The organism is Ramlibacter ginsenosidimutans (assembly GCF_016654015.1).
Lineage (GTDB): Bacteria > Pseudomonadota > Gammaproteobacteria > Burkholderiales > Burkholderiaceae_C > Ramlibacter > Ramlibacter ginsenosidimutans.
In genome coordinates this window covers 448,061-461,617 of record NZ_JAEPWM010000001.1, presented here as the reverse complement: position 1 = coordinate 461,617, position 13,557 = coordinate 448,061, and the positions used below count along the sequence as shown (strand labels likewise).

Here is a 13,557-nt window from a genome sequence, read left to right as displayed (position 1 = left end):
CTAGCGCCGTGCGGCGAGGATGGCCTGTGCCACCTGCGCGAAACCCGCGCCCCGCTCGCCGCCGGTGACATACGCGGGCTTGTGCGCGAGCTGCGTCTCGAAGCGACGGATGTTCGCGACGCCCACGCTGTGCGGGAAATGCTGGAACATCAGCACGTCGTTGGTCGAGTCGCCGACATAGACCCAGCGCGCCAGCTCCGCGTCGAGATCGCGGCCCAGCAGTTCGCGGACTGCCCAGCGCGCGCCCGCCAGCTTGTCGTGGGCGCCGTACCAGCCGTTGATGTGGATCGAGCTGACGGTGGCGTTCATGCCTTCGGCCCGCATCAGGGCGACGACCTGCGCGACGGCTTCGGGCGGCAGGTGCGCGAACTCGGAGTGGTCGATCGCGATGTCGGTCTCGCGCCCGGCGCTGTCGCGCGCCAGCGTGGCGCCCGGCACCTCGCGCAGGATGCGTTGCGCCACCTGCTGCATGCGCACGCAGTTGGCGGCGCGCTCCGCCGCATCCTGCTGGTACAGCTTGCGCAGCGCGCCCGCCGGCGGCGTACGCGCGAGGGCGACTGCGCCGTTCTCCGCCACGATGCCGTCCACGGGCCACGCGAGCGCGAAGGGCTCGCTCCAGCCGACCGGTCGGCCCGTGATCGGGATCACGTGCAGTCCGGCGCGCGCGAGATCGCCGAGCGCCTGCAAGGCATCGCCGGTGATGCGGCCCTCGGTCGTGAGCGTGTCGTCGATGTCGGTCAGCACACCGACCAGCCCTGCGCGCGCCGCCGCGGGCCACGACGCCAGCGGCTGCATCGAAGCCGTGCCGCTGCGCATCAGCCGGCGTTCTGCAGGGCCAGGCCCGCGTGCTCGCGCAGCAGGTGGAAGTGGATCTTGGGGAAGCGCTCCTGCGCCAGCCGCACGTCGTACGGCGAGGTGCACAGGAAGGCGAGCGCATTGGCGGCGTCGAGCGCCAGCCGCTGCGGGTAGGCATCCGTGAAGGCCTTCAGTTCCGCCGGCGTGTCGGCGGTGATCCAACGGGCGCCCGTGTAGGGGCAGCTTTCCAGCCGCACGTCGCAGTCGTACTCGGTCTTCAGCCGGTGCTGCACCACCTCGAACTGCAGCTGGCCGACCGCACCGAGCAGCATGGGGCCGCCCACGTGCGGACGGAACACCTGGATCGCGCCTTCTTCGCCGAGCTGCGCCAGGCCCTGCTGCAACTGCTTGGTGCGCAGCGGATTCTTCAGCACCACCACCTGGAACAGCTCCGGCGCGAAGAAGGGCAGGCCCGTGTACTGCAGGTTGACGGAGCCGTCGGTGATGGTGTCGCCCAGCTGCACGCCGCCGTGCGTGGTGAATCCGATGATGTCGCCGGCATAGGCCTCGTCGACCGCCTCGCGCCGCTGCGACAGGAAGGTGACGACGGAGGTGGGCCGCAGCTCCTTGGCCGTGCGCTGCACCTTGAGCTTCATGCCGGGCGTGTACTTGCCCGAGGCCATGCGCACGAAGGCGATGCGGTCGCGGTGCGAGGGATCCATGTTGGCCTGCACCTTGAACACGACGCCGGAGAAAGCCGGGTCGTCGGGCTCGATGATGCGTTCCACCGGCTGCCGGTTCACCGTCGCCGTGCTCTTGCGCGGCTGCGGCGCGGGCGCCAGGTCCACCAGTGCGTCCAGCACTTCCATCACGCCGAAATTGTTGACGGCCGAGCCGAAGAACACCGGCGTCTGCTTTGCCGCGAGGAAGGCCGCATGGTCCCATTCCGGCGAGGCGCCGGCGGCCAGCTCCATGCTTTCCGCGGCCGCGTCGTATTCGACGCCGAAGCGCTGCCGCAGCTGCGCGGCGTCGGCCAGCGGCAGCGTGTCGAACTCCTCGGGCCGGCGCTCGCTGCCGGACTCGAACACCGTCATCGCCTGCTTGCGCAGGTTCATGATGCCGCCGAACAGCTTGCCCTTGCCGACCGGCCACGTCATGGGCACGCAAGGCATGCCCAGCTCGCGCTCGACCTCGTCGAGGATGTCGAGCGGCTCGCGCACCTCGCGGTCCATCTTGTTGACGAAGGTGATGATGGGCGTGTCGCGCTGGCGGCAGACCTCGATCAGTCGGCGCGTCTGCGCTTCCACGCCGTTGGCCGCGTCGATCACCATCAGCGCCGCGTCCACCGCCGTCAGCACGCGGTAGGTGTCTTCGGAGAAGTCCTTGTGGCCCGGCGTGTCCAGCAGGTTGATGACGTGGTCGCGGTACAGCATCTGCATCACGGACGAGGCGACCGATATGCCGCGCTGCTTCTCGATCTCCATCCAGTCCGAGGTCGCGTGGCGCGAGGCCTTGCGGCCCTTGACGGCGCCGGCGATCTGGATCGCGCCGGAGAACAGCAGCAGCTTCTCCGTCAACGTGGTCTTGCCCGCGTCGGGGTGGGAGATGATGGCGAAGGTGCGGCGGCGCCGGACTTCGGCGGCCAGGGGCGATGCGGACAAAGAAGACTCCGGAAAGCACGCGGCCATGCTGGAGCATGGCCGCCATGACAGGACTGCCGCGCTGCACGCACGGCCGTGTCTGACCCCGTATTGTCCCACGCCGGTGTACTTTGTTCCCATGGCGCAGGCAAAGGACGAGGTGACGCTGGAGATTGGCGGCCGCAAGGTGCTGGTGACGCACCCGGACAAGCTGCTGATCCCGGAGGCGGGTGTGCGCAAGCTGGACCTCGTGAACTATTACCTGGCGGTCGCGGACGGGGCGCTGCGCGGCGCGGGCGGCCGGCCCTGCGTCCTGGTGCGCTACCCGAACGGGATCGCGGACGAGTTCTTCTTCCAGAAGCGCGCACCGGCGAAGCGGCCGGACTGGCTGGAGGTGGCGGAGATCCGTTTCCCCTCGGGACGCAGCGCCGAGGAAGTGGTGCCGCGCCACGCCGCGGACCTGGCCTGGATGGCCAATCTCGCCTGCCTGGAGCTGCACCCGCATCCGGTGCGCGCGGAAGACCTGGACCATCCCGACGAGCTTCGGGTGGACCTGGACCCGGTGCCCGGCGTCGAGTGGCCGCAGATCGTGCAGGTCGCCGGAGTGGTGCACGAACTGCTGACCGAACTGGGCCTGAAGGGCTGGCCCAAGACCTCGGGCTCGCGCGGCCTGCACGTGCTGGTGCGCATCCAGCCGCGCTGGACCTTCGACGAGGTGCGGCGCGCGGCGCTGGCGCTGGCGCGCGAAGTGGAACGACGCGCACCGGGTCTCGCCACCAGCAAGTGGTGGAAGGAGGAGCGGCAGGGCGTCTTCGTCGACTACAACCAGAACGCGAAGGACCGCACCGTCGCCTCGGCTTACTCGGTGCGCCCGAAGCCCGATGCGCGCGTGTCCGCCCCGCTGCATTGGCGCGAGCTGGCGCAGTGCAACCCTGCGGACTTCACGCTGCACACGATGCCGTCGCGCTTCGCCCGCATCGGCGATCCGCACGCGGAGATCGATGCCAAGCCCTGTTCGCTGGAGCCGCTGCTGGAACTGTCGCGCCGCCACGAGGCCGAAGGGCAGGGCGACGCGCCCTGGCCGCCGCACTACCGCAAGGGTGCGGACGAGCCGCGCCGCGCGCCGCCGTCGACGGCGAGCCGGGTGAAGAAGCCGCTGATCGAGATCGCGCACACGCAGCGGGAAGCCGAGGCCATCGCCGCCGCCGATGCCTGGAAAGCAAAGCATCCCAAGGCTGCTGCGCACCTGGAGCCCGCCGACGTGCTGGTCGATCGCATGCGGGGCAGCTCTTCGCTGTCCTACCGCGTCCGCATCAATCTCGAACACGTGCCCGCGCGCCTGCGGCCGAAAACCAAGACCGACAAGCCGTCCTGAGGACGGCTGCCTTCAGTCCTCGACCCGGCCGCGATTGGCCTTCACCTGGGCGCGCACCGACTTCTCCTTCAGTCGCCGCTGCTTCGAGCCGTAAGTCGGCTTCGTTGGCCTGCGCACGGTCTCCACGTGCGCGGCTTCCGCCACGATCTCCTCCAGGCGTTCCAGCGCCAGCGCCTTGTTCTGGTCCTGGCTGCGGGCCGTCTGCGCCTTGAGCACGAGCACGCCGTCCTTGGTCACGCGCCGGCCCGGCAGCGCGAGCAGCTTCTCCTTCACGTGCGCCGGCAGCGAGGACGCGCGGATGTCGAAGCGCAGGTGCACCGCGCTGGACACCTTGTTGACGTTCTGCCCGCCCGGTCCCTGGGCGCGCATGGCGCTGAATTCGACTTCGTCTTCGCGCAGCAGCGAGGCCATCATCCGTGCGCGGGGCCGGTCTCGACGCGCTCCGGCCGCACGCCGATGCCCACCAGCCGCGCGGGAAGGCGGCGCAGCCGCGGAAAGCGCTGCAGCATCCGCACGGCCAGGGGCGGCGCCTGCGGCGCATCCTGGCGCGCGAGCACCGGCGAGAGCACTTCGTCCTGCACGGCGACTTGCGCACGCTGGGTCACGCGAGCGGCCCAGCGGCGCCGCTTCTGCACGCGCTCGAGGTCGTGGGTGGTGAGGCGACCCTCGCGCAGCGGGTCGGCCAGCAGGTTGGCGGCGGCGACGGCATCCTGGATCGCCAGGTTGATGCCCACGCCGCCCACCGGCGACATCGCATGCGCCGCATCGCCGATGCACAGCAGGCCCGGGCGCGACCAGTGCGGCAGGTCGGTGATCTGCACGCCCAGCAGCTTGATGTCGTCCCAGCTCGCGAGCGCCTGGAGTTCCGGCGTGAGGAAGGGGGCGACGGCGGCGATGCGTTCGCGGAAACGCTGCAGCCCTTCGGCCTGCAGCTTGTCCATGGAGCCTTTCGGGATCACGAAAGCGCATTGCCAGTAGCTGCTGCGATCGAGCATCACCAGCATCGCGCCGGGGCGCAGGATGCCGCCCGTGCGGCTCGGGTGCCGCTCGGCGTCGCGCGGCACGCGGAACCACAGCACGTCGATCGGCGCACCGATGTCGTTCACCTGCAGCCCCGCGCTCTCGCGGATGGTCGTGTGGCGGCCGTCGGCGGCGACGAGGAGGTCGCAAGCGATGCGAAAGCGGCGCTCGCCCTGGCTCACTTCGACGCCGACGATGCGGCCGTTCTCCTCGACGACGCGTTCCGCCTTGGTCTCCATCAGCAGGTGGAAGCGCGGCAGCCTGCGCGCGTGGTCGGCGATGAAGTCCAGGAAGTCCCATTGCGGCACCAGCACCAGGAAGGGCCGCGGCGCCGGCACGTGGCGGAAGTCCGCAAGCGTGACCACGGTGCCGTACACGTCGCCGCTGAGCTCGCTGATCTCGTCGTGCGGCAGCTTCAGGAATTCCTCGAGCAGGCCCAGGTCCTGCAGGATGGTCAGCGTGGAAGGATGGATCGTGTCGCCGCGGAAGTCGCGCAGGAAGTCCTTGTGCTTCTCCAGCACGATCACGTCCACGCCCGCGCGGGCGAGCAGGAAGCCGAGCATCAGGCCGGCGGGGCCGCCGCCGGCGATGCAGCACTGGGTGGTGAGCGGGGTGACGTCAGCCATCCCCGCATCGTAGGCCCAGACCGGCGTCAGGGGCTCGCAGGGGTCACTCGCCAGACGGTATTGCCGACGTCGTCGGCGACGATGAGCGCGCCGGTCCGGTCCACGGCGACGCCCACCGGGCGCCCGCGCGCCTGGCCGTCCTTCACGAATCCGGTGATGAAGTCCAGCGGCTGGCCCACCGGGCGGCCGTTCTCGAAGCGGATGAAGACGACCTTGTAGCCGTTCAGCTCCGGACGGTTCCAGCTGCCGTGCTCGCCCACGAAGGCGCCGCCTCGGTACTGCGCCGGAAACGAGGTGCCGGTGTAGAACGCGAGGCCCAGCGGCGCGACGTGCGAGCTCAGCCCGTAGTCCGGCTTGATGGCGGCCTTGACGAGCGCCGGCTGCTGCGGCCGCACGCGCAGGTCCTCGTGCTGTCCCCAGTAGCTGTACGGCCAGCCGTAGAACGCGCCCCGCTTCACCGAGGTCATGTAGTCGGGAACGAGGTTGGGGCCGAGTTCGTCGCGCTCGTTGACGACGGCCCACAGCACGTCGCTGCCCGGGTAGAACGTCAGGCCGTTCGGGTTGCGCAGGCCGTGCGCGAACACCGAGAAGGCGCCGGTGGCCGGATCCACTTCCCAGATCGCGGCGCGGTTGGTCTCCGCTTCGACGCCGCGCTCCATGGCGTTGCTGTTCGATCCCACTCCGACATAGAGCTTCGAGCCGTCGGCGTTCGCCGTCAGGCTCTTGGTCCAGTGGTGGTTGATCGGGCCCGCGGGCAGGTCGATGACCTTGGTGGGCGGACCGGCGACCGCGCTGTCTCCCGCCTTGAAGTTGAAGCGGAGAATTGCGTCGGTGTCGGCGACGTAGAGCGCGCCGCCGACGAGCACCACGCCGAAGGGAGCGTCGAGGTGGTCGATCAGCACGCTCTGCGCATCCGGCTTGCCGTCGCCGTTGGTGTCGCGCAGCAGGAGGATGCGGTTGCTCGGCTGGTTGCCGCCGCTGCCGCCGTGCGCGCGCGCTTCGACCCAGTCCATCACCGGGCGCTTCGGACGCTCGATCGGTTCCTTCGCCGTCTTCCTGGACTCGATGACCAGCAGGTCGCCGTTCGCAAGCGGGTAGACGTTGCGCGGGTTCGACAGCCCGGTGGCGATCGCCTCGATGCGAAAGCCTGGCGGCACCGCCGGCGTTTCGCCCTGGGCCCAGCCGATCACCTTGGGCACCCGCATGCGCGGCAACAGGCCGCGCGAAGGCTCGGGCAGCTGCGGGTCGGGGCCGTACTGCGTTGCCTTGTCGAGGTCCTGCCGGCTGCCGCAAGCGGCGAGCAGCAGGCAGGTGGCGGACGCGAGGAGGAAGACGCGTGCTTTCATGCCCGCACCTCCCGGTGGCCGGTCCAGGCGAGCGGTGCGGCGCGCAGGGTCGCTGCGGCGGCCAGCGCGAGGATCGTGCCGATGACGGACAGCATCATCCCGTTCCACACCACCGCGGTCCACCCGTCGATGGTGTGCACCAACGCGTTCACGAGTTCGACCGCGAGGGCCGCATAGAACAGCACCAGGTGCATCCAGCCGGGCCGTGTGCGCATCGCAGAATTCGCGACGACGACGACCAGCAACACCAGCGCGACGAGCGCCCCGACGGCCAGGCCGGCGGCGATCAGCCATTCGGAAAAGTGCAGGTACTGCAGGTTGGCGCTGGATGCGTAGCCGATGTCGCTGACCAGGGCAGCGAGGAAGCAGACGATGGGGATGGGAAAGATCGTCCGGTAGAGCGTCATGCTGTTCTCCGTATTGCCACAAATGCAACCTGAGATCATCGCGCGCGCGCCGCCGGCGCGGTGCGCAGCGCACCGCTTCGTGCCCAATCTGCCGACGCCGTCCTACAAGGCCCGGCCCGCCCCGAACACCTTGGCCAGCTCGAACGGCGTGGTCACTTCCAGCTGGTCGTAGCGGCAGTCCTGCGGCGGCTTGTCGGGCCGCCAGCGCAGGAACACGGCGGCATGGCGGAAGCGGTCGCCCTGCAGGTGGTCGTACTTGACTTCGCACACGCGTTCGGGCCGCAGCGGCTCCCAGCTCAGGTCCTTGCCGCCGCTCCAGCGGCTCTGCGCGCCCGGCATGCGCTGCGCGTCGCCCACCTGCGCGCCGCCCCAGTCGCGCCAGGGATGGTCCGCCAGCGCGTTCTTGCGCAGCGGTTCCAGTTCCTTCGCCAGTTCCTCGCGCATGGCCATCGTGAAGGACGAGGTCACGCCCACGTGTTGCAGCATGCCGGCCTCGTCGTAGAGGCCCAGCAGCAGGGAGCCCACCGCGTCGTCGCGCTCCTTGTACCAGCGGAAGCCGGCCACCACGCAATCGGCGCTGCGCACGTGCTTGATCTTGAGCATCGCGCGCTTGCCTGGCTGGTACGTCGCCGACTCCAGCTTCGCCACCACGCCGTCGAGGCCCGCGCCTTCAAAGTTCTGCAGCCACTCCTCGGCTTGCGCGCGGTCGCGCGTCACGGGCGTGAGGTGCAGCGGCGGCTGGGCCTTGCCCAGCAGCCGCTCCAGCCGCGCGCGCCGCTCGGCCTGCGGCAGTTCCATGGTGGACTTGCCCCCGGCGCCCAGCAGGTCGAAGGCGACGAAGCTCGCCGGCGTTTCCTTCGACAGCCTGGCGACCCGCGAGGCGGCGGGATGCAGCCGCATCTGCAGCGCGTCGAAGTCGAGGCCCTGGGCGTTGGCGATGACGATCTCGCCATCGAGCACGCAGCCGCGCGGCAGCGCCTCGTGCAGCGCCTTCTCCAGTTCGGGGAAGTAGCGGTTCAGCGGGCGCAGGTCGCGGCTCTGCAGGTAGGTCTGCTCGGCGCCGCGGAAGACCAGTGCGCGGAAGCCGTCCCACTTGGGCTCGAACAGGAAGCCGGGCTCCTGCGGGATCGCGTCGGCGATCTTCGCGAGCATGGGCTCGATGGGTGGGGAGGGGAGTCCGGTGGGCATGGTGGCGTTTTACCTGAACGCCGGGCTCCCCGGTGCCGGGTGGGGCCGCGGCGGGCGTGCAGCGGCCGACATCCCGTTCTTTCGCTAGAATCCGGCCAACCGAGGAGCGTTGCAGCGTCCGCCACGGACGCGAGGCTCGGCAATCCATGCAACGACGCTCACCCACGCTTCCGCGGGTGAGAGCTCCGGAAGGGTGGGTCGTTCCACCTTCCACGTTCCGGAGCCACCATGAACGCCGTTCTCAAGCCCAGCGCGAGCGCCGACAGCGCGATCACCGACCTTTCCCTTGCCGCCTGGGGCCGCAAGGAAATCCGCATCGCCGAGACCGAGATGCCCGGCCTGATGGCGATCCGCCAGGAGTTCGCCAAGGCGCAGCCGCTCAAGGGCGCGCGCATCACCGGCTCGCTGCACATGACCATCCAGACCGCGGTGCTGATCGAGACGCTGCAGGCGCTGGGCGCGCAGGTCCGCTGGGCCTCGTGCAACATCTTCTCCACGCAGGACCACGCCGCCGCGGCCATCGCCGCCAACGGCACGCCCGTGTTCGCCAAGAAGGGCGAGTCGCTGGAAGAGTACTGGGACTACACGCACCGCATCTTCGACTTCGGGCCCAAGGGCAGCGAAGGCGAAGGCCCCAACATGATCCTGGACGACGGCGGCGATGCCACGCTGCTGATGCACCTGGGCCAGCGCTGCGAGAAGGACCTGTCGCTGATCGACACGCACTCCTCCGAGGAAGAGCGCATCCTGCACGCGGCCATCCGCAAGAAGCTGAAGGAAGACCCGACCTGGTACAGCCGCAAGTCGGCGCAGATCATCGGCGTGACCGAAGAGACCACGACCGGCGTGCACCGCCTGCAGGACATGGCCAACAAGGGCCTGCTGAAGTTCCGCGCGATCAACGTCAACGACTCGGTCACCAAGAGCAAGTTCGACAACCTGTACGGCTGCCGCGAGTCGCTGGTCGACGGCATCAAGCGCGCGACCGACGTGATGATCGCCGGCAAGGTCGCCCTGGTCGCGGGCTACGGCGACGTGGGCAAGGGCTCGGCCCAGGCGCTGCGCGCCCTGTCGGCACAGGTCTGGGTGACGGAGATCGACCCCATCAACGCGCTGCAGGCCGCCATGGAAGGCTACCGCGTGGTGACGATGGAGTACGCCGCCGACAAGGCCGACATCTTCGTCACCTGCACGGGCAATCGCGACGTCATCACCTACGCCCACATGGCGAAGATGAAGGACCAGGCCATCGTCTGCAACATCGGCCACTTCGACAACGAGATCGACGTCGCGTCGCTCGAGAGCAAGTGCCAGTGGGATGAGATCAAGCCGCAGGTCGACCACGTGATCTTCCCGGACGGCAAGCGCATCATCCTGCTGGCCAAGGGCCGGCTGGTGAACCTGGGCTGCGGCACGGGCCATCCCAGCTACGTGATGTCCTCATCGTTCGCCAACCAGACGCTGGCGCAGATCGAGCTGTTCACCAAGCCCAAGGCCTATGAGCCGGGCAAGGTGTACGTGCTGCCCAAGCACCTGGACGAGAAGGTCGCGCGCCTGCAGCTGTCGAAGCTGGGTGCGCAACTGACCGAGCTCACGAAGGAGCAGGCGGCGTACATCGGCGTGGACAAGAACGGGCCGTACAAGCCCGACACCTACCGGTACTGATGCATTTCTCTCTCTCCCCTCCGGGGAGGGGGCAAGACAAATGCGTGCCGACCAACTCCTCGTCGAACGCGGCCTCGCCGCCTCCCGCTCGCAGGCGCAGCGGCTGATCGCCGCCGGCGTGCAGTGGTTCGACGGCGCGGCCTGGCGGCGCGTCGCCAAGAACGGCGACGAGCTGCCGGATGCCGCGCAGCTCGAACTGCTGGATGCGGCGGAGTCGCGCTACGTCTCGCGCGGCGGCCTGAAGCTGGAAGGCGCGCTGCGGGACAGCGGCCTCGATGTGCGCGGCTGGACCTGCCTCGACGTCGGCCAGTCCACCGGCGGCTTCACGGACTGCCTGCTGCAACACGGGGCGGCGCACGTGACCGGCATCGACGTCGGCCACGGCCAGCTGCACGAGCGCTTGCGGCGCGATCCGCGCGTGACGGCCATCGAGAAGCTGAACGCACGTGATGTCACCGCGCAGCAGGTCGGCGGCCCGTTCGAGCTGGTGACGGGCGACCTGTCGTTCATCTCGCTGACCCTGGTGCTGCCGGCGCTGGTGCCGCTGCTGAAGCCCGACGGCCACCTGCTGATGCTCGCCAAGCCGCAGTTCGAGCTGCAGCCGGCGCAGATCGGCAAGGGCGGCCTGGTGCGCGACCCGGCGCTGCATGCGCAGGTCGAGCAGCGCCTGCGCGATGCCTGCGCGGCGCTTGGCCTGCAAGTGCGGGGCTGGACCGACAGCCCCATCGCCGGCGGCGACGGCAACCGCGAATTCTTCCTCCATGCAACGCCGAGGAGCCATTGATGCTTCCGATCAGCCTTGAATTCTTCCCGCCCAAGACGGCGGAAGGCAGCGAGAAGCTGCGCGCCGCGCGCCAGCAGCTCTATGCGCTGCAGCCCGAGTTCTGCTCGGTCACGTACGGCGCCGGCGGCTCCACGCACGCCGGCACCTTCGCCACCGTCGCCGAGATCCTCGGCGAAGGCCGGGAGGCGGCCAGCCATTTCTCCTGCATCGGCGCCACGCGCAGCCGGGTGCGGGACCAGCTCGCGCAGCTGAAGGCGATGGGCGTGAAGCGCCTCGTCGCGCTGCGCGGCGACCTGCCCAGCGGCTACGGCAGCGGCGGCGAGTTCCAGTACGCGAGCGAGCTCGTGGAATTCATTCGCGCCGAAACCGGCCAGGCCTTCCGCATCGAAGTGGCCTGCTACCCGGAAGTGCACCCGCAGGCGAAGACGCCGCAGAGCGACGTGGAAGCCTTCGTGCGCAAGGTGCGGGCGGGCGCCGATTCGGCGATCACGCAGTACTTCTACAACGCGGACTCGTATTTCCGCTTCGTCGACGAGGTACGCAAACACGGTGTGGACGTGCCGATCGTGCCGGGCATCATGCCGATCACGAACTCCAGCCAGCTGCTGCGCTTCTCCGACGCCAGCGGCGCCGAAATTCCGCGCTGGATCCGGCTGCGCCTGCAGAGCTTCGGCGACGACACGCAGTCGATCAAGGCCTTCGGCCAGGAAGTCGTCGGCGACCTGTGCCAGCGCCTCGAACGCGGCGGCGCGCCGGGGCTGCACTTCTACACCATGAACCAGTCGGCGGCAACGCTGGCGCTGTGCGAGGCGCTGGGGCGGTGTTGAAGGCAGCTGGGGTTCGCCTGCGGCTCACCGCCAGCCTACAAGGGGGCGCATCGCCAGGATTCGTAGGCTGGCGGTGAGCGCAGCGAACCCCAGCAATGCGCCTGGACGCCCACCGCTCCCGAATGTGGCGTCACCACCGGGGCACGTGGACGGCGCAGAATAGCATGCAGCGCCGTCCCACTTGCGAGGAAGAACCGGCTTCGCCGGGCTTCCTCGCACTGATCAGGCCGCTTCAAAAGTCGCTTGCGACTTTTGGAAGTGAATGACTAGCGCTTGATGTCGCTCTTGTGCTGGATGATCCGGCCGACGAGGCCGTACTCGATCGCTTCCTCGGCCGACAGCCAGCGGTCCCGCTCGATGTCTTCCAGCACGCCGTCCAGCGGCCGGCCCGTCTCTCGCGCGATCGTCTGCGCGATGCGCTCGCGCGCCTTGATGATTTCCTGCGCGTGGATCGCGATGTCGCTGGCCGGGCCACCGGCGCCGCCGGAAGGCTGGTGGATCAGGAAGCGGGTGTTGGGCGTGCAGAAACGCCGCTCCCTCGGCACCGACAGGTAGAGGTGGGTCGCGGCGCTGCCCACCCAGCCGGTGCCGATCATGTGCACCGGCGCGGCGATGAAGCGGATCATGTCGTGGATCGCATCGCCCGACTCGAGGTGGCCGCCAGGCGAGCTGACGATCATGTCGATGGGCGCGGCCGACTCGGCGTCGAGCGCGATGAGGCGCCGCGCGATGTCGCTGGCGGACTGGTCGCTGATCGCGCCGAACAGCAGCACGGTGCGCGACTTGAAGGCCTTCTCCTCGAGGAAGGCGTTGCGGGGTTCGGCCGTTGCGGCCGGGGTGTCGGGATCGGGGTGCTCCATCTTGGCTCCTTGCATGCGCACCATGATGCCCGAAACCGCGCGGCCCCTGCGCGCGTCAGGCCAGCGACTGCGCGCAGCGCAGGGCCTGCGCTGCATAACCACCCCCGAACAGGACCACGTGGTTCAGCAGGTGGTAGAGCTGGTACAGCCGCATCCGCCGCGGCGTGGGCCAGCTGCCGCCGCCTTGCTCGTAGGCCGCACGAAAGCCCTCGGGCGGGCTGCCGAACAACTCCATCATGGCGATCTCCGCCTGCGGGTCGGAGCAGGACACGGCGGGATCGAAGATGACGGGCGAGCCGTCCGCGAGCATGTCCCAGTTGCCTTGCCAGAGATCGCCGTGGATCAGCGCGGGCCGCGGCGGGTCGCCCTCGGCCAGCAGTTCCGGCAGGCGTTCGGCCACCGCGTCGACCGCGTCGCGCAGGTCGCTCGCGTTGGCGGGCAGCCGGTCACGCATGGCAGCGAGACGCGAGCGGCCGAAGAAGGCGAGCCAGCCCGAACGGCCAGCGGGCTGCAGCGGCGTGTTGCGCTGGGGCGTGGCACCGAGGTAGTTGTCGCCGCGCCAGCCGAAGCTCGCGGGCTCCAGCGGGCAGGGCTGCGCGTGCAGGGCCGCCAGCGCCGCGCCGAAGCGCGCACCGAAGCCGGCGTCGGGCGAGGCGAAGTCCAGCCACTCCAGCGCGAGCGCCGCTCCGCCGCCATCGAGGTCCACCAGCGCATGCACGGCCGGCACGCGGATGCAACCGGCGGCGCCGAGCGCGCGCAAGCCGTCCGCCTCGGCGCGCAGCTGCGCCGCGCCCGCGCGAGGCGCGCTCTTCACGAACAGACGCAGTCCGCCCTGGCGCGCTTCCCAGGTGTCGCAGAAGCTGCTGTTCGCGAGCGGCCGCAGCGTCGGCGTCCCGCCCAGGGCGTCGGCCAGTGCAGGCGGCGATTCCACGATGTCCATGCAGAAGATTGTCCCGCCGCGCCGCCGGCCGCGGTGTGGATTGGAGGTGCGCCTTTGTGACAGCTTGGTGGCGCCGGCCTTGCT

Annotated in this window: 13 protein-coding genes and 1 riboswitch; of the genes, 4 read left to right on the top strand and 9 right to left on the bottom strand. The window is 69.6% G+C overall.

What is annotated here, in order from left to right; translation table 11 throughout:
* Together JJB11_RS02335 and JJB11_RS02330 are read right to left on the bottom strand one after the other, a co-directional pair.
* Complete coding sequence (locus tag JJB11_RS02335) at positions 1 to 795, bottom strand: HAD family hydrolase (protein WP_201167008.1); 795 nt, start codon at positions 793 to 795, stop codon at positions 1 to 3.
* 20 nt (positions 796 to 815) lie between these two features.
* Positions 816 to 2,456, bottom strand: a complete 1,641-nt coding sequence (locus JJB11_RS02330) for a peptide chain release factor 3 (protein ID WP_377370765.1) — start codon at positions 2,454 to 2,456, stop codon at positions 816 to 818.
* Between the two features lie 118 nt (positions 2,457 to 2,574).
* Here JJB11_RS02330 and ligD point away from each other — a divergent pair, with 118 nt between their 5' ends.
* Positions 2,575 to 3,810, top strand: coding sequence for a non-homologous end-joining DNA ligase (gene ligD / locus JJB11_RS02325; protein ID WP_201166286.1), 1,236 nt, complete (start codon positions 2,575 to 2,577; stop codon positions 3,808 to 3,810).
* Positions 3,811 to 3,822: 12 nt separating this feature from the next.
* Here the strand turns inward: ligD and arfB are convergent, their stop codons facing one another.
* From arfB to JJB11_RS02300, 5 genes are all read right to left on the bottom strand, one after another.
* Positions 3,823 to 4,224, bottom strand: coding sequence for an alternative ribosome rescue aminoacyl-tRNA hydrolase ArfB (gene arfB / locus JJB11_RS02320; RefSeq protein WP_201964554.1), 402 nt, complete (start codon positions 4,222 to 4,224; stop codon positions 3,823 to 3,825).
* The gene (locus tag JJB11_RS02315; protein WP_201166285.1) at positions 4,221 to 5,456 is read right to left on the bottom strand and encodes an FAD-dependent oxidoreductase; all 1,236 of its coding nucleotides are present in this window, start codon (positions 5,454 to 5,456) and stop codon (positions 4,221 to 4,223) included. The genes arfB and JJB11_RS02315 overlap by 4 nt, the downstream gene beginning before the upstream one ends.
* Before the next feature lie 26 nt (positions 5,457 to 5,482).
* Positions 5,483 to 6,802: a PQQ-dependent sugar dehydrogenase gene (locus JJB11_RS02310; protein WP_201166284.1), complete on the bottom strand. Its 1,320-nt coding sequence runs from the start codon at positions 6,800 to 6,802 to the stop codon at positions 5,483 to 5,485.
* A complete protein-coding gene (locus tag JJB11_RS02305; RefSeq protein WP_201166283.1) occupies positions 6,799 to 7,209 on the bottom strand; it encodes a DUF2231 domain-containing protein in 411 nt (136 codons plus the stop codon). The genes JJB11_RS02310 and JJB11_RS02305 overlap by 4 nt, the downstream gene beginning before the upstream one ends.
* Positions 7,210 to 7,311: 102 nt before the next feature.
* Positions 7,312 to 8,397, bottom strand: coding sequence for an ATP-dependent DNA ligase (locus JJB11_RS02300; protein WP_201166282.1), 1,086 nt, complete (start codon positions 8,395 to 8,397; stop codon positions 7,312 to 7,314).
* A gap of 95 nt (positions 8,398 to 8,492) precedes the next feature.
* Positions 8,493 to 8,564, top strand: a riboswitch (S-adenosyl-L-homocysteine riboswitch).
* A 61-nt stretch (positions 8,565 to 8,625) separates the two neighbouring features.
* Here JJB11_RS02300 and ahcY point away from each other — a divergent pair.
* The 3 genes from ahcY to metF are packed head-to-tail and all read left to right on the top strand — an operon-like array spanning position 8,626 to position 11,673.
* Positions 8,626 to 10,062, top strand: coding sequence for an adenosylhomocysteinase (gene ahcY, locus JJB11_RS02295; protein ID WP_201166281.1), 1,437 nt, complete (start codon positions 8,626 to 8,628; stop codon positions 10,060 to 10,062).
* A 40-nt stretch (positions 10,063 to 10,102) separates the two neighbouring features.
* Entirely contained in the window at positions 10,103 to 10,846 is a 744-nt protein-coding gene (locus JJB11_RS02290) for a TlyA family RNA methyltransferase (RefSeq protein ID WP_201166280.1), read from the top strand.
* Positions 10,843 to 11,673, top strand: coding sequence for a methylenetetrahydrofolate reductase [NAD(P)H] (metF, locus tag JJB11_RS02285; RefSeq protein WP_242528815.1), 831 nt, complete (start codon positions 10,843 to 10,845; stop codon positions 11,671 to 11,673). The genes JJB11_RS02290 and metF overlap by 4 nt, the downstream gene beginning before the upstream one ends.
* A gap of 266 nt (positions 11,674 to 11,939) precedes the next feature.
* On the opposite strand, the gene JJB11_RS02280 is transcribed toward metF, so the two are convergent.
* Positions 11,940 to 12,533, bottom strand: a complete 594-nt coding sequence (locus tag JJB11_RS02280; RefSeq protein WP_201167003.1) for an ATP-dependent Clp protease proteolytic subunit — start codon at positions 12,531 to 12,533, stop codon at positions 11,940 to 11,942.
* A gap of 55 nt (positions 12,534 to 12,588) precedes the next feature.
* Positions 12,589 to 13,473 (bottom strand): fructosamine kinase family protein, encoded by an 885-nt coding sequence (locus JJB11_RS02275; protein WP_201166278.1) that lies wholly within the window; start codon positions 13,471 to 13,473, stop codon positions 12,589 to 12,591.
* Between the last annotated feature and the right edge of the window lie 84 nt (positions 13,474 to 13,557).

Coding starts and splice junctions, on each gene's coding strand:
- JJB11_RS02335 (WP_201167008.1), bottom strand. CDS start 795: ATGCAGCCGCTGGCGTCGTGGCCCGCGGCGGCGCGCGCAGGGCTGGTC.
- ligD (WP_201166286.1), top strand. CDS start 2,575: ATGGCGCAGGCAAAGGACGAGGTGACGCTGGAGATTGGCGGCCGCAAG.
- arfB (WP_201964554.1), bottom strand. CDS start 4,224: ATGATGGCCTCGCTGCTGCGCGAAGACGAAGTCGAATTCAGCGCCATG.
- JJB11_RS02315 (WP_201166285.1), bottom strand. CDS start 5,456: ATGGCTGACGTCACCCCGCTCACCACCCAGTGCTGCATCGCCGGCGGC.
- JJB11_RS02310 (WP_201166284.1), bottom strand. CDS start 6,802: ATGAAAGCACGCGTCTTCCTCCTCGCGTCCGCCACCTGCCTGCTGCTC.
- JJB11_RS02305 (WP_201166283.1), bottom strand. CDS start 7,209: ATGACGCTCTACCGGACGATCTTTCCCATCCCCATCGTCTGCTTCCTC.
- JJB11_RS02300 (WP_201166282.1), bottom strand. CDS start 8,397: ATGCCCACCGGACTCCCCTCCCCACCCATCGAGCCCATGCTCGCGAAG.
- ahcY (WP_201166281.1), top strand. CDS start 8,626: ATGAACGCCGTTCTCAAGCCCAGCGCGAGCGCCGACAGCGCGATCACC.
- JJB11_RS02290 (WP_201166280.1), top strand. CDS start 10,103: ATGCGTGCCGACCAACTCCTCGTCGAACGCGGCCTCGCCGCCTCCCGC.
- JJB11_RS02280 (WP_201167003.1), bottom strand. CDS start 12,533: ATGGAGCACCCCGATCCCGACACCCCGGCCGCAACGGCCGAACCCCGC.
- JJB11_RS02275 (WP_201166278.1), bottom strand. CDS start 13,473: ATGGACATCGTGGAATCGCCGCCTGCACTGGCCGACGCCCTGGGCGGG.